The sequence below is a fragment of the Halomonas sp. ALS9 genome, assembly GCF_001651035.1.
Taxonomy (GTDB): Bacteria; Pseudomonadota; Gammaproteobacteria; order Pseudomonadales; family Halomonadaceae; genus Vreelandella.
Map to the genome: position 1 here is coordinate 1 of NZ_LXRG01000043.1, position 19594 is coordinate 19594.

The 19594-nt window shown below is 56.5% G+C and carries 19 protein-coding genes; 8 read left to right on the forward strand and 11 right to left on the reverse strand.

Annotation, left to right across the window (positions count from 1 at the left end; genetic code table 11):
- Nucleotides 1-82: 82 nt before the first annotated feature.
- The gene (locus tag A6R74_RS01380) at nucleotides 83-1414 is read left to right on the forward strand and encodes a deoxyguanosinetriphosphate triphosphohydrolase (RefSeq protein ID WP_064232581.1); all 1332 of its coding nucleotides are present in this window, start codon (nucleotides 83-85) and stop codon (nucleotides 1412-1414) included.
- Nucleotides 1415-1429: 15 nt separating this feature from the next.
- Here the strand turns inward: A6R74_RS01380 and A6R74_RS01385 are convergent, their stop codons facing one another.
- The 3 genes from A6R74_RS01385 to A6R74_RS01395 all read right to left on the reverse strand — a co-directional run bounded on the left by A6R74_RS01385 (nucleotide 1430) and on the right by A6R74_RS01395 (nucleotide 3484).
- Nucleotides 1430-2338: a nuclease-related domain-containing protein gene (locus tag A6R74_RS01385; RefSeq protein ID WP_064232583.1), complete on the reverse strand. Its 909-nt coding sequence runs from the start codon at nucleotides 2336-2338 to the stop codon at nucleotides 1430-1432.
- A 70-nt stretch (nucleotides 2339-2408) separates the two neighbouring features.
- On the reverse strand, nucleotides 2409-2783 hold the full coding sequence (locus tag A6R74_RS01390; protein ID WP_064232585.1) for a translation initiation factor Sui1: 375 nt from the start codon (nucleotides 2781-2783) through the stop codon (nucleotides 2409-2411).
- Between the two features lie 2 nt (nucleotides 2784-2785).
- Nucleotides 2786-3484 carry an HAD family hydrolase gene (locus A6R74_RS01395; RefSeq protein WP_064232587.1) on the reverse strand — a complete coding sequence of 233 codons (699 nt, stop codon included), beginning with the start codon at nucleotides 3482-3484 and terminating at the stop codon, nucleotides 2786-2788.
- 281 nt (nucleotides 3485-3765) lie between these two features.
- Between A6R74_RS01395 and A6R74_RS01400 the strand changes: the two genes are divergently transcribed.
- Nucleotides 3766-4179, forward strand: a complete 414-nt coding sequence (locus A6R74_RS01400) for a hypothetical protein (protein ID WP_064232589.1) — start codon at nucleotides 3766-3768, stop codon at nucleotides 4177-4179.
- Between the two features lie 16 nt (nucleotides 4180-4195).
- Here A6R74_RS01400 and A6R74_RS01405 read toward each other — a convergent pair whose 3' ends face one another.
- From A6R74_RS01405 to tkt, 7 genes are all read right to left on the reverse strand, one after another.
- Nucleotides 4196-4546 carry a hypothetical protein gene (locus A6R74_RS01405; RefSeq protein WP_064232591.1) on the reverse strand — a complete coding sequence of 117 codons (351 nt, stop codon included), beginning with the start codon at nucleotides 4544-4546 and terminating at the stop codon, nucleotides 4196-4198.
- 148 nt (nucleotides 4547-4694) lie between these two features.
- Complete coding sequence (fba, locus tag A6R74_RS01410) at nucleotides 4695-5759, reverse strand: class II fructose-bisphosphate aldolase (RefSeq protein WP_064232593.1); 1065 nt, start codon at nucleotides 5757-5759, stop codon at nucleotides 4695-4697.
- Between the two features lie 80 nt (nucleotides 5760-5839).
- Nucleotides 5840-7021 carry a phosphoglycerate kinase gene (locus tag A6R74_RS01415; protein WP_007112136.1) on the reverse strand — a complete coding sequence of 394 codons (1182 nt, stop codon included), beginning with the start codon at nucleotides 7019-7021 and terminating at the stop codon, nucleotides 5840-5842.
- Between the two features lie 73 nt (nucleotides 7022-7094).
- Nucleotides 7095-8132 carry a type I glyceraldehyde-3-phosphate dehydrogenase gene (locus A6R74_RS01420; protein ID WP_064232596.1) on the reverse strand — a complete coding sequence of 346 codons (1038 nt, stop codon included), beginning with the start codon at nucleotides 8130-8132 and terminating at the stop codon, nucleotides 7095-7097.
- A gap of 108 nt (nucleotides 8133-8240) precedes the next feature.
- Nucleotides 8241-8966 carry an LrgB family protein gene (locus A6R74_RS01425; protein ID WP_064232598.1) on the reverse strand — a complete coding sequence of 242 codons (726 nt, stop codon included), beginning with the start codon at nucleotides 8964-8966 and terminating at the stop codon, nucleotides 8241-8243.
- A complete protein-coding gene (locus A6R74_RS01430; protein ID WP_064232600.1) occupies nucleotides 8956-9309 on the reverse strand; it encodes a CidA/LrgA family protein in 354 nt (117 codons plus the stop codon). Before A6R74_RS01430 ends, A6R74_RS01425 begins: the two co-directional genes overlap by 11 nt.
- 3 nt (nucleotides 9310-9312) lie before the next feature.
- The gene (gene tkt / locus A6R74_RS01435) at nucleotides 9313-11304 is read right to left on the reverse strand and encodes a transketolase (protein ID WP_064232603.1); all 1992 of its coding nucleotides are present in this window, start codon (nucleotides 11302-11304) and stop codon (nucleotides 9313-9315) included.
- A 248-nt stretch (nucleotides 11305-11552) separates the two neighbouring features.
- Here tkt and metK point away from each other — a divergent pair, with 248 nt between their 5' ends.
- The 5 genes from metK (at nucleotide 11553) to ligB (ending at nucleotide 17614) form a co-directional block, all read left to right on the forward strand.
- Nucleotides 11553-12773: a methionine adenosyltransferase gene (gene metK / locus A6R74_RS01440; RefSeq protein WP_064232605.1), complete on the forward strand. Its 1221-nt coding sequence runs from the start codon at nucleotides 11553-11555 to the stop codon at nucleotides 12771-12773.
- Nucleotides 12774-12980: 207 nt separating this feature from the next.
- Nucleotides 12981-14000 carry an ABC transporter substrate-binding protein gene (locus A6R74_RS01445; protein WP_064232608.1) on the forward strand — a complete coding sequence of 340 codons (1020 nt, stop codon included), beginning with the start codon at nucleotides 12981-12983 and terminating at the stop codon, nucleotides 13998-14000.
- Complete coding sequence (locus A6R74_RS01450) at nucleotides 13997-15055, forward strand: FecCD family ABC transporter permease (protein WP_205634128.1); 1059 nt, start codon at nucleotides 13997-13999, stop codon at nucleotides 15053-15055. The genes A6R74_RS01445 and A6R74_RS01450 overlap by 4 nt, the downstream gene beginning before the upstream one ends.
- The gene (locus A6R74_RS01455; RefSeq protein WP_064232610.1) at nucleotides 15052-15813 is read left to right on the forward strand and encodes an ABC transporter ATP-binding protein; all 762 of its coding nucleotides are present in this window, start codon (nucleotides 15052-15054) and stop codon (nucleotides 15811-15813) included. The genes A6R74_RS01450 and A6R74_RS01455 overlap by 4 nt, the downstream gene beginning before the upstream one ends.
- Before the next feature lie 118 nt (nucleotides 15814-15931).
- Complete coding sequence (ligB, locus tag A6R74_RS01460; protein ID WP_373557060.1) at nucleotides 15932-17614, forward strand: NAD-dependent DNA ligase LigB; 1683 nt, start codon at nucleotides 15932-15934, stop codon at nucleotides 17612-17614.
- An 11-nt stretch (nucleotides 17615-17625) separates the two neighbouring features.
- On the opposite strand, the gene A6R74_RS01465 is transcribed toward ligB, so the two are convergent.
- On the reverse strand, nucleotides 17626-18561 hold the full coding sequence (locus tag A6R74_RS01465; protein ID WP_064232612.1) for an AEC family transporter: 936 nt from the start codon (nucleotides 18559-18561) through the stop codon (nucleotides 17626-17628).
- Nucleotides 18562-18704: 143 nt separating this feature from the next.
- Between A6R74_RS01465 and metF the strand changes: the two genes are divergently transcribed.
- Nucleotides 18705-19547, forward strand: coding sequence for a methylenetetrahydrofolate reductase [NAD(P)H] (gene metF, locus A6R74_RS01470; RefSeq protein WP_064232614.1), 843 nt, complete (start codon nucleotides 18705-18707; stop codon nucleotides 19545-19547).
- The last annotated feature ends 47 nt before the right edge of the window (nucleotides 19548-19594 follow it).

Genomic DNA, 19594 nt, shown 5'->3' on the forward strand with positions numbered 1-19594 from the left:
ACCACTCACCACTCACCACTCACCCTAACGTACGGTTTTCTGGCGTTTTATGTCAGAATGCACTCCTCTAGGAGGAATGCCCATGACTCAGATGCGCTGGGAACAGTTACTTTCCCCACGTCGTCTTCACGACCAACGCTCCACAAGTACTCGTGAAATTGGTCGCAGCCCATTTCATAAAGATCACGACCGAATTGTTTTCTCAGGCTCTTTTAGGCGCCTAGGGCGTAAGACCCAGGTGCATCCACTGACCGAAAACGACCATATCCATACTCGCCTAACCCACTCGCTAGAGGTTGGCTGTGTGGGACGTTCCTTGGGCATGATTGTGGGTGAACTGTTGCATGATCGTTTGCCTGAATGGATTACCCCTGCTGACCTTGGCGTCATTATACAAACGGCATGTCTTGGTCACGACATTGGTAATCCCCCTTTCGGTCACGCCGGAGAGTATGCTATTCGCGACTGGTTTCTGCGTGCTCAAAGCAGTGGTCTGTTAGAGGGCCTTTCAGAGGCGGAGCGCGAGGATCTGTTGACCTACGAAGGTAATGCCCAGGGTTTTCGGGTAATTACCCAGATCGAATACAACCAGTTCAATGGCGGTATGCGGCTAACAGCGGCCACCCTTGGCACACTGCTGAAATACCCGTGGACGGTTCGTTACGGTGGTCGAGCGGGCAAGTTTGGCGCTTATCAGTCGGAGCAAGCCCTGCTAAAAGAGGTGGCCGAGGCGGTTGGTCTGTTACCCCAAGGCGATCAACGCTGGTGTCGCCATCCATTAGCTTGGCTTGTGGAAGCCGCCGATGATATCTGTTATGCCCTGCTAGACCTGGAAGACGGCTTAGAGATGGGTATTCTGCGCTATGAGGAAGTGGTCGAAATTTTGCGCCAGATTGCCGGCGATTTCCCTGCCGAATATGCGGAGATGGAGCGTAACAACGTTTCTCAGCGACGGCGTATCGCGCTATTACGTGGCGCCGCCATGGAGCGGGCGGTAAACGATGTCGGCGCGGTGTTTGTGCAGCATGAGCAGGCCCTGCTGAGCGGCACGCTCAGTGATGACCTCTTAGAGCTGTGTCACCCTGATTTGGGGTGGGGCGTTCAGGCGGCGAAGCAGTTGGCTAGAGAGCGTATTTTTCAGAATGAGCGCAAGGCAAAACTAGAAATTGGCGCCTATACGACGCTGGGCATTCTGCTGGAAGCCTTTATTGGCGCTGCACATGAGCTTCACCACACAGGTCACTCATCGTTTAAACACCAGCGTGTACTGGCTCTGATTGGCGAAAATACGCCGCTGCCTTCATGGACGCTTTACGATAGCTATCGACGAATGCTGGACTTTATTGGTGGGATGACAGACCACTATGCGGTCGATCTGGCCCAGGAAATGGGCGGCCGACTGCGCGGCGATTGAGCGGAGGGAGGACACTTAAACTGAAGGTTGGCTCAGATGTTTCAACTCCATCAACTGAGCGCGCTCAAGCAGAACATTAATGATCTTGTCATGGATGGCATCATTGAGTGGGCCTGGTGTTAGCTCGGTTATTTGCTTTGCAAGGGTATCTCCGCTGACCACTAGAATATCCGAAGCGGCTTCGCTGTTATCTATTTTCCAGCCCGGTAGCACCAATACGCCTCGTACTGGCACGGGTACGCCGCAGCGGCGCTCAAGCCAGTGAGTCAGCCAGCTAACTCCTTGGCGCGTTTTGTGCAACGGTCGACGCTCTTGCCAGTGCGGAAAGCGCAACCGCTCTCGTTCAACCGCTACTGTGTTGAGTTCGTTGCCATCGGTGCCGATAGCGAGTGTTCTTGCTCGTGTCTCGACCACAAATACGCCATGGGGTGTTACGACGACGTGATCGATCGTGAAGCTATCGGTGGGCACATCATGAAATACATAGTAAGGGTGCGCATCAGGGCGGACTAAGCGCTCCAGCTCTTGACCAACAGCCAGTTCGCAGGCTAAGCCTAATTTTAAGCGACGTATACGCTGATAGTCGCGTACCAGAAGTAACGAAAACGTCAGCACAAGTAAGGTGCTGAGCAGGCCATACAGTGCCCATTCGACCCAGTCTTGTCGCTCGACAAACAACATGCGCCCCATCCCGTAAACAAGCGGAGCAAGGCTGATAATGGGCCCTAAAGCGCCGTTTAAAAATAGGCTGGAAAAAGCTTGGTCAAGACGGCGCCGCAGGGCTTGGCCCGGTTCATGAAGGGGGGCGTTGAATGGGGAGTGAACGCGAGCATCGTGAAGGCTGCGCAGCGCAAGGACAATACTGGCCATTGCCGCCATGGGGAATAAAAAAATCAGGGGTAACACGTATTCCAGCCAAGCCATTGCGGTGCCTTGCTCTGTAGCGACTTACCCGGTGGTAAGTCCCGATGGTAAGTTATAGTGGTGTAGAGGTCTAACCTCCAGCGAGTTTAACCTGGTAGCCGAGGGCGCTTAATTCTTGGCGCAAGGTATCGCGGTGGTCGCCTTGAATTTCAATAATGCCCTCTTTAACTGCTCCACCGGTTCCACAGCGCTTTTTAAGCGTTTTGGCCAAGGTTCTAAGCTCTTCGCTAGGCAGCGGAATGCCAGTAATGGTAGTAACGCCTTTGCCTTTCCGGCCACTCGTTTCGCGGCGAATGCGTACCACGCCATCAAGTGCTTCCAGCCGCTGCTGTTCGCTGAGCTCATCGCATTGGCAGGCGTCGAGTGGTTCCCGGCAGGTGGGGCAGGTTTTGCCATGCTCGGTGGAGTAAACCAGCCCACCAAGCTGGTCACGTAAAGAGGGCATTTTTATCCTCCCATTGAGTGCTGAGGCACAGGGGTTTGCCAATACTCACGCGTGAGTCGCTCCACCACGGCAGGCAACTGATACATATTGCTGATCATGATAGCGTTTTCGGGCGTTGACTCGGCATCAGGGAAGCGATTTAAGTGGATCACCGTCATTCCCGCTTGAAGCGCCGCGCGTACACCAACCAAGGCATCGTCTATGGCTATGCAGTCACGCGCTGAATAGCCCATGATACTCGCTGCGTGTAAATGTAAACAGGGTTCGGGCTTCCAGCAATTGGCGGTATAGCCACTGAAAAAGCGTTTACCAAAATAGTGGCTCAGTCCGGTTGCTTCTAGAGCCGAGCGAATTTTGCTTTCCGGCCCATTAGACACTACGGCACTGGGATAAGCCGCCAAAATATCCAGCGCTTCATGGGCACCTGGAATGGTCGTCAACTCCTGTGCAAGCCGGGTGGCTAGATTGGCTCGCATAGAGGCTTCCATGCGGTCAAGGTGGGCAGGGTCAACCTCCCCATAGCGTTGTTGTAATTCAGCAACGATACGTCGAAAGCGCGCTCCACGAAATTCGCCAAGGTAGTCAGTAACAGCGAAAGGCAGGCCTACTGAATTAAGTCCAGCGGCCATCTCTTCAGCGAGTAGCGGTTCGCTATCGACAAGAGTGCCATCACAGTCAAACAGCAAAAGTGGGAGCGGCATTGCGGTTCCTTGCAGCGGTTTAAACGCTGCCAGTGTTAGTTGAAGCCATCCATACTGCTATTGAACGGGATTTTACGCCATTTGTGAACACTGTTTTGTAATTTTTTGCTTGCTTGCACGTTACTCTTGAACCAGCTTAAATGGCTACGCTCATTTTAGCGGCCGCTGGCACATGTCCTTTCAGGACAAGCTGTAGCGCTAGCGTTGGAAACCGCCAAGCTGCGCTGAAGAGATAGTAGGGATACACTATTCTTTTAAAACCACAACATGGAGAACACCCAATGCGACTAGCCCCTTGGTTTTTACCCTTTGCACTCAGCGCTGCGTTACTCACGACGACTGGCTATGTGTTTGCTGATAATCATGACACACAGGACGAGCAGCACGAGCCTCTGGATGATGAGGCACTAGAAGCGGAATACGGTATTAAAGCGGGGTCGGTAAAACGCGACGATGAAGCGTTATCTAGCGATGCCGAAGGCGCTGATGAACAGGCACGCGCTCGTGAAGAAGAGAACAACGAAGAAGTAGCCACCAGTGCAGGCGAAGCTGATGTAGAGCTAGAACCAGGTAAGAGTGAGGAGCGAAACCCAGAGGCTGGCACAGGCGGCACTGGCAGTCCTGAAGATGCTATTCATAGCAGCGAGGAAGAGAATAGTGAAGATGGCGAGGATGGCACCGACGATAACGAGTAACGTCAGTGCCTAAGCTTTACTTGGCGAGTCGCTGTGAGTTAGCGCTACTTCGCTGATGGTAAGGCTTCATTGTGCGCTGGCTGGTAACCCACCAGGGGGCTTGTTTCCCGCTCATTGAATTGAGCAGCGCTTTTTGCATGACGAGGCCAGCTTCCATGCTGGCCTCGAGTTTTTCGGTGACCATGCGTTGATTTTCTTGCATCATTTTAGGACTGAAAAACGGCTGTGTTTGCCATAAATGATTTCGCATAGTGATCGTCGACAAGGATGTTGACCATAGCTCAAAGGCCATGATGCCGACTTTCCATATATCGAACATCGCTACCGGGGTAGTGGGCATTAGGGACAGGGGAGTCGTCGATTTCATAAGCGTTGTGGCCTCCTTGCTGGAACACGAAACGTCGTGGCCTCATCACCAGTGTTAGGGTATTAATGCTGCATTGCAACATCTATTTCATTAGCCAAAAAAAAGACGACCAAGCAGGTCGTCTTTTCGAAAGGGTGTCAATACACGCTTATTTTACCTTGGGCGCTAGTTCGCCACGCTCATAGCGCAAGAACATATCGTCCAGACTGATCGGCTTAATCTTACTGGCATTGCCAGCCGTGCCAAAGGCTTCGTAGCGAGCGATACATAGGTCGCGCATCGCGGTAACGGTCTCTTTCAAGAACTTACGCGGGTCGAATTCAGACGGGTTCTGAGCCAGGAAGCGACGCACTGCACCGGTAGATGCCAAGCGCAGGTCGGTATCGATATTGACCTTGCGTACACCGTGCTTGATACCTTCAACGATTTCTTCGACGGGCACGCCATAAGTTTCAGGAATCTCGCCGCCGTACTGGTTAATCACTTCCAGCCACTCCTGGGGAACAGAAGAGGAGCCGTGCATGACCAGGTGAGTATCCGGAATTCGCGCGTGAATCTCTTTAATGCGCTGAATAGACAGCGTGTCACCGGTAGGTGGCTTAGTAAATTTGTAAGCGCCGTGGCTGGTACCAATGGCAATCGCCAGTGCGTCTACGTGGGTGGCTTTAACAAATGCTGCGGCTTCTTCCGGATCGGTAAGCAGTTGCTCCATATCCAGCTTGCCTTCTGCGCCGATGCCGTCTTCTTCACCGGCCATACCGGTTTCCAGGCTGCCCAGGCAGCCCAGCTCACCTTCGACGGAAACGCCACAGGCGTGGGCCATTTCCACCGCGCGACGAGTAACGTTGACGTTGTAATCATAGTCGGTGGGGGTTTTGCCATCTTCACCCAGCGAGCCATCCATCATGACCGAGGAGAAACCGAGCTGGATAGAGCGCTGGCAGACTGCAGGGCTGGTGCCGTGATCCTGATGCATAACCACTGGAATATGCGGAAACTCTTCAACGGCCGCCAAAATCAGATGGCGAAGGAAAGGCGCACCCGCATATTTGCGTGCGCCCGCAGAGGCTTGCACGATGACGGGCGAGTCAGTGGCATCAGCGGCTTCCATAATGGCGCGCATTTGCTCAAGGTTATTGACGTTGAACGCCGGAATGCCGTAACCGTATTCGGCGGCGTGGTCGAGCATTTGGCGCATGCTGATCAGAGCCATAAAATTATCTTACCTGTTTGCGTTGTCAATTGGGTTATCTGAACGAGCACCATAAGCGCCCAGGTTCAAGTGGCTTTATGTTAGCTGCGTTTGGCAGCTGCTTCGAGTGCTGCCACGGCAGGCAATTGCTTGCCTTCGACATACTCAAGAAAGGCGCCGCCGCCAGTGGAAATGTACGAAACGCGATCCGCAATGGCGTACTTATCAATGGCCGCTAGGGTATCGCCGCCACCGGCAATAGAAAAGCCCGCGCTATCGGCGATGGCCTGGGCGATCACCTGGGTGCCTTTACCAAACTGATCGATTTCAAACACACCGACGGGGCCGTTCCACAGGATAGTGCCCGCGTCTTTGAGCATACTTGCCAAATGAGCGGCGGTATCGGGGCCGATATCCAAAATCATCTCGTTGTCAGCCACCTGATCGACGGGCTTGACCACCGCTTTGGCCGATTCAGAAAACTCGGTGGCGACGACCACATCGGTAGGCAGTGGAATTGAGACCTTCTCCATCAACGCTTTCGCCTGGCCCACCAAATCGGCCTCATGGAGTGATTTGCCGACATTGTAGCCTGCGGCGGCAATAAAGGTGTTGGCGATACCGCCGCCGACAATCAGTTGATCGCATTTCTCCGCCAGCGCGGTGAGTACATCCAGCTTGGTAGAGACCTTTGAGCCGCCGACGATGGCGGCCATGGGCCGGGCCGGATGTGCCAGCGCTTTCTCAAGGGCATCAAGCTCTTGGGCAAGTAAAGGCCCTGCACAGGCGCTAGGGGCAAAACGTGCCACGCCATGGGTGGAGGCTTGGGCGCGGTGGGCGGTGCCAAAGGCATCCATCACAAAAATATCGCACAGCGCGGCGTACTGTTTCGCCAGCTGTTCGTCATCTTTTTTCTCGCCGCTATTAAAGCGAACGTTCTCTAGCAGTACGACATCGCCGTTGGCAATATCGAGGGTTTCGCCGACTGTTTCACCGAGATAGGCTTTGACCAGCGGCACCGGGCGGCCTAACAGCTCACTCAAATGTTCAGCCACCGGCGCCAGGGAAAACTCCTCGGTGGGTTCGCCTTCGGTGGGACGTCCCAAATGGCTCATCAGCATCACTTTGGCCCCAGCCTTCGCGGCTGCCTGAATCGTCGGCAGCGCGGCACGCAGGCGGGCGTCGCTGGAAACGCGGCCATGTTTGATGGGCACATTCAAGTCTTCACGGATCAGCACGCGTTGTCCTTCCAGGGGAAGGTCAGTCATCTTCTTCACGTTCATGTGAGCAGTTTCCTCGTGTTTAGGCCGTTGAACTCAATATAAACAGCCAATGTAAACAACTGGTGCAAACAGGTTACGTCTGTGCGGAAAGTCTGGCCAGCCGCTGGCTAATATCGAGCATACGGTTAGCGAACCCCCATTCGTTGTCGAACCAGCACAGTAGCTTGATAAGGCGCTTGCCAGCCACTCGAGTTTGAGTCGCGTCGAGAATGCCTGAACGCGGGTCGTGATTAAAATCAACCGACGCCATAGGGGCTTCAGTGTAACCCAGCACGCCCTTTAAGCGCTGTTGACTGGCTGTCAGCAACAGCGTGTTCACATCGTCCCGGTGGGTGTCGCGGCTAACCGTGAGCGCTACGTCCATGGCAGAGACATTGATAGTGGGGACGCGTACGTGTAGGCACTCAAAGCGTCCCGCAAGATTGGGCATCAAGCGGCTAATGCCGAGCGCCAAGCCGGTGTCCACCGGCACAATAGAGTGCATCGCCGAACGGGTTAGGCGCAGGTCGGTTTGATGATAGGCATCAATCACCGGTTGGTCATTCATCGCCGAGTGAATCGTCGTGGTGACACCGTGTTCAAGCCCCAAGGCTTCATCTAGGACGGTCAGAAGCGGCACAAGGCAATTAGTGGTGCACGAGGCGGCTGACAGAACGCGCTGAGAAAGTGCCAGCTCGCCTTCATTAATGCCCCACACAATGGTGGTATCGACGTCGTTTTCCGCTGGTTGGGAAAACAGTAGCCGCTTAGCGCCTGCTGCTAAGTGCAGCTCGGCGGTGGCGCGATCTTTAAAACTCCCGGAGCACTCCAGCACCAAATCCACATCAAGCGCTTTCCAGGGCAACTTACGTGGATCTTGTTCGCACAATACCTGGATGCGCTGGCCGTTGACAATGAGATGCTGGCCGTCGTTCTCCACGTCACCGGGAAAGCGGCCATGGGTGGTGTCGTAACGGGTTAGATAGGTGATGGTCGCGAGATCAGAGAGCTCATTAATAGCGACCACTTCAAGTTCGGGGTGTCGCCGCTCGACGAGCGCACGCAACACGCATTGGCCAATGCGTCCGTAACCGTTAATGGCGATGCGATAGCTGGAAGCTGAATTAGCCATGCAGAAGGTTGGCTCTTAAAAGTGAATCAACAATAATCGAAATAGGCTAGAACTCGTTGCGATGATAACGTATTTCAGCGGGCGACTGTTATCGGCTAACTGCGCCTATCAACTGGCCATGCCTATCAATCGCCAGGCAAGTGGCAGCAGCACCGCGGTGAAAATACCGGTAAGGCTCATGCCCAGTGACGCGAAAGCGCCGGCGGTGGGGCTGATCTCAAACGCTCTTACCGTGCCAATGGCGTGGCCGTTAAGCCCCAGAGCGAAACCGATCAAGCGATCATCTTTGATATTCAACCAACGCGCTGCCAAGCTCACGCAGGGAATGGTGATCACCCCGGTGACCAGCAGTGCCCCCAGCAGCAGCGCGGTGGTGCCACCCAGCTGCTCGGTAATGCCGATAGCAATTGGCGCGGTCACTGATTTAGCGGCAATGGACGCGAGTATGTTGTCTGAGCTGCCCAGCAACCAAGCAATTGCCAGCGAGTAGCAAGCCGCCAGCGTCGCGGCGATGGGCAAACAAATCGCTAGCGGTCGCCATAATTCAACGATACGCGGCAGCTGTTGATAAAGCGGCATACCCAGCGCCACCGTGGCTGGCCCCAATAGCACCGTTAGCCATGTGGCCCCTTGCTGGTACGTAGCGTAAGGCAGTCCTATCAGCGCTAATGCCCCCGCCAGCAGCAGCGCTGCGATCAAAATAGCGGGCAGCCAAGAAGGGCGCTTTAGACGCTGGAACAGCGCGCTACCCAGCAAATAAGCGGCAAGCGTTAAGCCCACTGCAAACAGCGGGGTAGTGGTTAACAGTTCGAGTAGCGGTGTATTAGCGTGCATGCGGCTGCCCGATAAGACGTTTGAGCAGCCAAAGCGTCGTCGTCACACTGAGTAATGTGCCTACCACTAAGGCAATAAGAATGGCGCTCCACTGGCCTGCCAGCTCGCCGATGATGAAAAATACCCCAACAACGCCGGGCATAATCAGCATGGCGAGTAGCGCGATCAGCGGCTGGGCAGCGGCGGCAATGCTGGTAGGGACACGGCCACGCACGGCGAGCGTTGCGCACAGCAGCAGCATCCCAATCACGCCTGAAGAGATCGGTAAAGCGGTGAAGTGGATCACCACTTCACCGATCAGCCAGTAGCTAATCAGCCATAGCAAGCCACTGAGCGCAGGCATGGCTTAGTCGAGTAGTTCGTTGGCTTGTTTGACCACATTCTCGACGGTAAAGCCGAAGTGTTTGAATAGGTCGCCCGCGGGTGCAGATTCGCCGTAGGTGGTCATGCCGATGACGCGGCCGTCCAGGCCCACATACTTGTACCAGTAGTCGGCGTGAGCAGCTTCGATGGCGATACGCTTGGTCACCGCCTTGGGCAATACGCTTTCACGGTACTCCGCATCCTGCCCGTTAAAGCGGTAGGCCGAGGGCATGGAGACCACGCGCACCGCTTTACCCTGCTGCTCAAGCTCCGCAGCGGCGTCCATGGCAAGCGCCACTTCAGAACCGGTAGCGATCAGAATCAACTCGGGCGTGCCTTCGCTGTCTTTCAGGACGTACGCCCCGTTTTGAATTGAGGCCAGTTGCGCTTTGGTGCGCTGCTGATGGGGCAGGTTCTGGCGTGACAGCACCAGTGCCGTGGGGCCTGAGTGACGCTTGATTGCCGCATCCCAGGCCGCGGCGGTTTCTACCGCATCGCAGGGGCGCCAGGTATTGAGATTCGGCGTGGTGCGCAGGCTGGTAAGCTGCTCAATGGGCTGGTGGGTCGGGCCATCTTCACCCAGACCAATGGAATCGTGGGTAAACACGTAGATAGCCTGCTGGCCCATCAGCGACGCCATGCGAATCGAGTTACGCATGTACTCCATAAAGATCAGGAAGGTCGCGCCGTAGGGCACCAAACCGCCGTGCAGTGCAATCCCGTTCATGACCGCGCCCATGCCGAACTCACGGACGCCGTAGTGCAGGTAGTTACCGCTGGCGTCTTCCGGGGTAATCGCTTTGGCGCCTTTCCAGAAGGTCAGGTTAGACGGTGCCAGGTCAGCACTGCCGCCCAGCAGTTCCGGCATTTTTGGGCCAATGGCATTCAACACTTCAAAGGAGGCTTTGCGTGAGGCAATGGTCTCGCCGCGCTCCTGGGCCTGCTCAATCAAGGCCTCAGTAGGCAGTTCCGTCGGCAGTTGGCGCTTCATGCGGCGGGTGAATTCGCGCGCTTCCGTGGGGAAGGCTTCAGCATAGCGGGCAAAGCGTGCTTCCCACTCTTGCTGACGGGTTTTACCTGCAGAACGCGCATCCCAGGCCGAGTAGATCGGTTCAGGGATATGGAAAGGGGCGTGGGGCCAGTCGAGCTGGGTACGCGCCAGGGCCACTTCTTCATCGCCCAGAGGGGCGCCATGGGCGTCCTCTTTACCCTGCTTGTTGGGCGCGCCAAAGCCAATGATGGTTTTGCAGATGATCAGGCTCGGCTTATCGTCGTGGCTCTTGGCCAGTTCAATAGCGGCTTTCACCTCTTCAGGCTTATGACCATCCACATTGGGCACCACGTGCCAGCCGTAAGCGTCAAAACGCTTGGCGGTATCGTCGGTAAACCAGCCTTCCACTTCGCCATCGATAGAGATGCCGTTGTCATCATAGAGAGCAATCAACTTACCCAACTGCTGGGTACCGGCTAGCGAGGCGGCTTCGTGGGAAATGCCTTCCATTAAGCAGCCATCACCCAGGAAGCACCAGGTGTGGTGATCGACGATAGTATGGCCCGGGCGGTTAAACTGCGCCGCCAGGGTTTTTTCAGCAATGGCAAAGCCCACTGCGTTGGCAAAGCCCTGGCCCAGCGGGCCGGTGGTGGTCTCAATGCCCGGCGCATAGCCGAATTCCGGGTGGCCGGCGGTGGGCGAATGCAGTTGGCGGAAATTTTGTAGCTGCTCCAGGCTTAGCTCGTAGCCGCTGAGGTGCAGCAGCGAATAAAGCAGCATGGAGCCGTGGCCATTGGAGAGCACAAAGCGGTCACGGTCGGCCCACTTGGGGTCTTCCGGGTTGTGCTTGAGGTAGTCATTCCATAGCACCTCGGCGATATCAGCCATGCCCATGGGGGCGCCCGGATGGCCGGACTTGGCCTTCTGAACGGCATCCATGGACAGGGCGCGAATGGCATTGGCTAGCTCAAAACGGGACGGCATGGGGGTGCTCCTCGCCTGCAAACAGAAATTATAAAGGCGCTATTGTCGCTGACTTCCCATGTTGCGGCAAATGTAGCGGTAAATTATGGGACACATTATGGGAAGCATCGTCGACAGCGTGTAGACTCTGCCTCCCGAAGTGATGGAGTCTGTCATCACTTCGCTAATACGGGCAGGGGACACCTGCCATGATTTCCTGCTGATGCTGTGGACTAACCACAGCCGTCATACAGAGGGTAGAGTGCGCGATGAGCGAATATTCCCTGTTTACCTCCGAGTCCGTCTCCGAAGGTCATCCTGATAAAATTGCCGATCAGATCTCTGATGCGGTGTTAGACGCCATTATTGCCCGTGATAAACAGGCGCGTGTTGCCTGTGAAACCATGGTGAAAACCGGGGTGGCGATCATTGCGGGTGAAATTACCACCTCTGCCTGGGTCGATTTAGAAACCCTCGTGCGCGATGTCATTATCAGCATTGGCTATAACTCGTCCGACGTGGGTTTTGATGGCGCGACCTGCGGTGTGGTTAACCTGATCGGTAAGCAGAGTGTCGATATCGCCCAGGGCGTTGATCGCACTAAGCCGGAAGATCAGGGGGCTGGCGACCAAGGCCTAATGTTTGGCTACGCAACCAACGAAACCGATTCGTTTATGCCAGCGCCGATCCACTACTCTCACCGTTTAGTCGAGCGTCAGGCCGAACTGCGTAAAAATGGCCTGCTTCCATGGCTGCGCCCGGATGCCAAGAGTCAGGTCACCTTCCGCTATAACGCCGAAGGCCAACCCTGCGGTGTCGACGCCATCGTTTTGTCTACCCAGCACGATCCTGACATTGATCAAGAAGACCTGCGCAAAATGATCAAGCGCGAGGTCATTGAGCAAGTGATTCCCGCTGAATGGTTGGATGAGAATACCCAGTACCATATTAACCCAACCGGTAAGTTCGTGATTGGTGGCCCTGTCGGCGACTGTGGACTCACTGGTCGTAAGATCATCGTCGATACCTACGGCGGCATGGCGCGTCACGGTGGTGGTGCGTTCTCGGGCAAAGACCCCTCTAAAGTTGACCGCAGCGCCGCTTATGCGGGCCGCTACGTGGCTAAGAATGTAGTTGCCTCGGGCCTGGCAGATAAGTGTGAAATTCAGGTCTCCTACGCGATTGGTGTTGCCGAGCCGACCTCTGTCTCTATCGACACTTTCGGTACCGGCAAAATTGACGACGCCAAGATCGTTGCGCTGGTTCGCGAGCACTTTGACTTGCGCCCCTACGCGATCACCAAAATGCTTGACCTGCTGCACCCGATGTACCAGCTCACCGCCGCTTATGGTCACTTCGGCCGGGCGCCGTTCGAGCACAGCTACACTTGGAGTGACGATAAAGGCCAAGCGCATACCGAAACCTTTACCGCTTTCCCGTGGGAAAAGGTGGATAAAGCCGACGCGCTGCGTAAGGCCGCCGGTTTGTAAGCGCTTAGTCGCCTGCAGCTCCTCGTCCGCGCCTCTGGTTAATACCAGGGGCGTTTTTTTTGGATACGCATGGCCAACGGTTGCGACGAGAATGATTTGCGCTTATATTTCGCTCGCTTGTAAATGAGTATCAGTCGCTTCGTTGTCTGGGCAGCGTATGCTTAGGTGATGCAGTCTTTACACCTCTACCAATAGTGATGGTAAGACATGACACGCTTTCTTGCTGTGACCGGATTCTGCGCCTTGCTAGGGCTGGGCTCATCCTCCGCCCTAGCGGGCAATACAGACTACCCTTTAACGCTGAATAACTGCGGCGTAGAGGTGACCTTTGACAAGGCGCCCGAACGGGCTGTAGGCATAGGTCAAGCCAGTGCGGAAATCATGCTGCTGCTCGGTCTCGAAGACCAGATGGTGGGCACCGCTTTCTGGCCGAACCAAGTCTTGCCGCAGTTGGCCGAGGCCAATGCCAAGGTGGAGGTATTAACAGTCGAGTTTCCTACCTTCGAGTCTATTTTGGCAAAAGAACCGGATCTTGTGACGGCTGCCCTGCCTAGCCTGATAGGTCCATCAAGCCGAGTGGCGACACGGGAAGATTTCGACAACGTGGGGGTGGCAACTTACCTGTCTCCCAACACCTGCGTCGCTGAGGGCATGGAGAAGGATAAGTTCGGCTACGGCAGTCGCGCCCAACTCTGGAGCATGGACGGCCTATATCAGGAAATCGACGAGATCGCGCAGATCTTCGACGTCAATGATCGGGGCCAAGCGCTGATCGAGGAGCTTGAGCAGCGTGAAGCCGCACTGCGGGCAGCCGCTCCCGAAGATGGCGAGCCGCTCTCCTTCGTCTTTTGGTTCTCCAGCCCGTCGCCGTCTGCGGACGCTTATCTTGGCGGCAAGAACGGCGCGTCCGGCTTTATCGCCGACGTGTTGGGCGGCACCAATGCCATCGACTCCGACGCAGAGTGGCCAGCACTTGGATGGGAAAGCATCATCGCGGCGGATCCAGATGTCATCGTGGTGGCCCGCGTCGACCGTAACCGTTGGGATTTGGACAACTCAGACGCCAAGATCGAGTTCCTCAACTCAGACCCGGCGACTCGCGAGATGAGAGCGGTTAAGAACGGGGCGATCGTGGTCATGGATGGCCATGCGATGGATCCCACGGTGAGGACGATCTTCGGTGCTGAAGAGGTGGCGGAACAGCTTAAGGCGCTTGGTCTGAGATGAGCGCCACACTTGAGATGTCGCAAACGACTGAGCGCCTGCCACGGCTAGTAGGGGTGGCAGGACTGCTGCTCTGCTCGTTAGTGGCGATTGGGCTGGTGGTGGGCATCAGTGTGGGGATCGGCGATATGCCGATCCCGCTGTCCACCACTTATGCGGTGATCACCAATAAGCTGGGCTGGACGTCGTTCGAAATCAATCGTATCCACGAAGCCATCGTCTGGGATTACCGCTTGAGCCGGGCGTTGGTGGCGGCCTTCTGCGGTGCCGGCCTGGCACTGGCTGGCGCCATTATGCAATCGATGCTGCGCAATCCGCTGGCAGAGCCCTATGTGCTGGGCATCTCCGCCGGGGCATCGACCGGTGCCGTACTGATCGTCATGCTCGGTCTGGGCGCTGGGGCGGTGTCGCTGTCAACGGGAGCGTTCGTGGGCGCCTTCGCCGCCTTCCTGTTCGTGGCGCTTCTCTCGAACGGTGCTCGCGGCGGTGCCGATCGCACGATATTGGCCGGTGTCGCGGCATCGCAGCTGTTCAACGCGGTGACCTCTTATTTCGTCACCACTGCAGGCAATGCGCAGCAGGCGCGCGACGTGATGTTCTGGCTGCTCGGTAGCTTTGGTGGCGTGCGCTGGCCGGATTTTTTTCTGGTGTCGGTCGTGGTTGGGTTGGGGCTGGTGGCGTGTCTGTGCTACGCACGGGTATTGGATGCGTTTGCCTTCGGCGATGAGGCCGCCGCTTCCCTGGGGGTCAATGTCGGTCAAACACGAATCGTCCTGTTCGCCCTCACCGCTGTCATAACCGCCACCATCGTCAGCATGGTCGGTACCATTGGCTTCGTTGGCCTGGTGGTTCCCCATGCGGCGCGTTTCGTGGTCGGCCCACGCCACGTCGTCTTGCTGCCTGCCTGTGCCATCGTGGGAGCGATCTTCATGGTGGTGGCGGATATCGCCTCTCGCGTGCTGATCCCTCAGCAGTCTCTGCCAATCGGCGTGGTCACAGCGCTGGTGGGCGTGCCGTTCTTCTCTGTCATTCTTTACCGGTTACAGCGCGCATCATGAGTATCAAGGCCGACAATTTGATTTGGAAAATCGGCACCAAGACAGTGATCGATGGTGTCTCCTTTGAAGCCGAACCGGGTAAGCTACTGGGCGTGCTGGGCCCCAATGGCTCTGGCAAAACCTCGCTGTTACGGCTGCTGGCCGGGCTGAAGCGGCCCCACGCCGGACAGGTCTTGCTGGATGGGCAGGAGCTCTCAACCTTTCGCCGCCGGGCCATTGCTCAGCGAGTCGCCTTCATAGAGCAGCACGCCACGACCAATGCCAACCTCAAGGTGATCGATGTGGTCAAGCTTGGCCGCTTCCCGCACCGTTCGATGCTATCGGGCTGGCGCCGTGAGGACGATAGAGCGGTCAACGAGGCACTGGAGCGTACCGGGATGATCGAAAAGCGTGATGATGCCTGGCATAGCCTTTCCGGCGGTGAGAAACAGCGTACCCATGTGGCGCGAGCCCTGGCCCAATCCCCTAGAGAGTTGATTCTCGATGAGCCGACCAACCATCTTGATGTGCAGCACCAGATCAACTTACTGCGTTTAGTGTCCAGCTTACCGATGACTAGCATCATTGCGCTCCATGACCTCAACCACGCCGCGATGTATTGTGATCGACTGCTCGTCATGAAGGCGGGCAGGATCGTGGCCTCCGGTGCTCCTGAAGAGGTGCTGACCCAGCGCCTGTTGCGTGATGTCTTCTCGGTGGATGCCCATGTGGAGACCTCGCCCCACCATGCACGGCCGCATATTCATTTTGTGCGTTAGGCGATAACACGCCAATCCTTGTTTCCCGCATTGCATCACGGTCAGTTTAAGGTAAATTAAACTTAACGGGGCTGGTGCAAGCGCCGTGTCTTTTCCTTGTCATCATGTGAGGATGGGTATGCAGGGCTGGCGATGGATCATGAAAGTGGGGTGGCTGGGTGGCCTGTTAGCGGTGGCGCTCTCGGCGCAGGGAGAGGAGTGCCCAAGTTGGCCCGCTGAGCGGCTGGCGCAGGAAAGCCAAGCGCTGGCCGAGCAGGTTCAGCGCTGGGACACTGCCTACCACGACGAAGGCGTCGCGCTGATCGATGATGCCCTCTACGACCAAGCGGTAGAGCGCCTAGCTAACTGGCAGCGCTGTTTAGGCGTAGAACCGGATCATCGCCCGCTGACGCGGGTGACCAGCAGTAGCGGCACCCTTGAACACCCAGCGGCCCAGCGCGGCCTCAATAAAGCTGATGACGAGGGCGTCAGGCGCTTTACCAGCCGTCGCGAAGACCTGTGGATCCAACCCAAAGTGGACGGCGTAGCGGTGACGCTGCGCTATGTAGAGGGTGAGCTGGTCGAAGCCATTAGCCGCGGCGATGGCGAGCGAGGCCAGGATTGGACAGCCCGTGCCCGACAACTGCCTGCTGTTCCCAATACGTTACCCGAACCGATTTCTGCGCTATTCCAAGGCGAGCTGTATTGGCGCCTGGAAGCGCACGTTCAGTCGCGCTCTCCCTCTTCTGGAGCCCGGGGCGTCGTGGCAGGCGCCATGGCTCAGTCTTCGCCTGACGCGGCCACCCTTGAGCGTGTTGGCCTGTTTGTATGGGGCTGGCCTGACGGCCCGACCGACATGGAAAGCCGCTTAGCCCAACTGAGTGCGCTGGGCTTTGATAGCGCCGACTACACCTATCCGTTGGATGATCGCCGTGATGCCGCCTACTGGCGCGATACCTGGTTTAACGGCCCGCTGCCGTTTGCCACTGACGGCGTGGTGATTAAACAAGCCGATCGCCCCGGCGTGCGCCGCTGGTCATCGTCGCCGCCGGAGTGGGCGGTAGCCTGGAAATACCCGGCCCAGCAGGCACTGGCAGAAGTGCGTGGCATTGAGTTTCGCGTAGGGCGCACCGGGCGTGTAACGCCGTTGGTATGGCTTAACCCAGTACTGTTAGACGGGCGGCGCATTAGCCGCGTATCACTAGGCTCTCTGGATCGTTGGGAATCACTGGACATTCGCCCCGGCGACCAAGTGGCGATTTCGCTAGCGGGTCTAACGATACCCCAGTTAAGCGAGGTAGTTTGGCATACCCAGGAGCGCTCGCCGCTGACTCCGCCGTCACCACAGCGCTACCACCTGCTGAGCTGTTTTGAGTTAACCCCTGGCTGCGAAAGCCAACTGCTGGCGCGGCTTACCTACTTGGGCGAGCAGCTAGGCATGCAGGGTATCGGTGAAGGTACTTGGCAAGCGCTGATGGAGGCGGGCGTTGTCACGCAATTACTCGACTGGCTGAACGTTGAACCACGCCAGTTGCGCGAGGCCTACGGCATTGGTGAGGCCACCGCCGCCTCGCTCACCGAGCAATTTCAAGCAGCCCGTGACCAACCTTTTGCAGCTTGGCTAAGTGCGCTGGGCGCGCCGCCGGGTAGCGAATCGGTGCGTGGGGATTGGTATGAGTTAGCGGGCTACCAGCGCGAACAGTGGCAAGCCGTTCCCGGCGTCGGCCCAGTGCGCGCAGAAGCGCTGGTTGCATTTTTCAGCCACCCGGAGATGCAGCGCATGGCCGCACAGCTTAACCATGCGGGTGTTGCTGGCTTTTAACAGCTCAATCACTAACCAAGCCCGGTGAGGCGCAGCATTAAACCGAGATAGAGCGGAATCAGCAGTGGCGCCAGCAGTGTGGTGACCAGCACCGCTAATGCGCCTTTCTGTGGCTGGATGCCCAGCTCCATGGCCACTACCACAACATTGGCGGCCATGGGCACCACACCCAGCAGCAGCAACGCTAAGGCCAGCTCCGTGGAAAGCGGCGCGACCCACTGCAGGATTAACACCGCCACTAGCATGACCAATGGCCACATCAGGTAGCGTAACCCTAAGCAGGCGGCCACAAAGCGCGTATCCCAGGCGGAAAGCGTCACTTGGCTGAGCGTCATGCCAATAATCATCATGCCCAGCAGCGTATAGGTAGCAGGAAACACTTGCAGCGAACTCATGACCGCGGCGGGAATGGTTACCTCAAGGCTACTGAGTAGTAATGCTAATAAAAAAGCGTAGATAAGCGGCAAGCGTGAAATTTTGATCAGGCTCTCGCGCACCGAAAAACGCCCGCGGGCACTGAGATAAAAGCCCACGGTAAATTCGTAAATATTAATCCCCAGCATACAGAACAGGTAAAGGGTAACGCCTTCCGGGGGCAGCAAAATCAACGCAATTGGTAAACCAAAATAGCCGGTATTGCCCGTTCCTGAGGAGAACGCCAACAGGGCAGCTTCCTGTTCACCAAAGCGGTGGCGAGTGACGCGCTGTACGATCAGTGCCATCAGGCTGGCCAGAATGAATAGCGCTAATGTGAGTAAGAGGTAGTCAAGCGTCGGGCCACCGTTCATCAGCGCGCGAAAAATAGTAAACGGGGCAATCAGGTAAACCAGCAGCGTCGCAATCGGGCGAGGATCCAGCTTGAGTCGTTGGGCGGCCAGCCAACCCAGTCCCACGTAGCTCAGTAACATCAATAGCGGCCCAACCAGTGCCCCAGGTGCAAGATCCATTTACCCTCCCGTAATAGGTGTCGTGACGACGAACATGAGCCGAATTAAAGGCCAAGCGTGGAATCTTTCATTAGCCCCAGCCCGTTGGAACAGCGAGAATACCTTAAAATATCATCACTATTAATCACTAATAAGGAAGTCCCATGAGCAGCCAAGAGCATCCGCTAGGTATCAGCTTTGAATTTTTTCCGCCCAACACCGATGCCGGGCGCGATAAGCTGATCCACGTTCGCGATGAACTGGCCGCCCGGAAACCACGGTTTTTTTCGGTGACTTACGGTGCTGGCGGGTCTACCCAGGCGCGTACCCGTCAGGTGGTGCGTGAGGTTAGCGAGAGCGGGATCACGACCGCCCCGCACCTCTCCTGCATCGGCAGTGAGAAAGCCCAGCTGCGTGATCTGCTGGCACAGTACCGCGAGGAGGGCGTGGATAGCTTGGTTGCGCTGCGTGGTGATATGCCCTCCGGTATGGGTAGCATTGGCGAGCTACGTTATGCCAACGAACTGGTTGAATTTATTCGTGAGGAAACCGGCAATCATTTCGACATTGCGGTGGCGGCCTATCCTGAATCTCATCCACAGGCACCCAACCTTGATAAGGATGTGGAAAACTTCGCGCGTAAAATGAAGGCGGGGGCCAATATGGCGATTACCCAGTACTTCTTTACCGCTGATGCCTATTTCAACTTCGTCGATAAAGCCCGTGCACTAGGCGTCGAGCAGCCGATTATTCCCGGCATTATGCCGATTACCAACTACACCAAGCTGGCGCGTTTCTCTGACGCCTGTGGTGCCGAGATCCCGCGTTGGATTCGCAAGCAGTTGGAGTCGTATGGCGATGACAGTGACGCGATCTCAGCCTTTGGCACCGATGTGGTGAGTCGGCTTTGTCAGCGTTTACTGGATGGCGGTGCGCCAGGCCTACACTTCTATACGCTTAACCAAGCCGCGCCGGTGCTGAAGATCGTTGACAATCTGACCGACTAGGTTCGTTTGTTGTCCTGCTATACGGCCATTAAAAACCCCGCTCAACG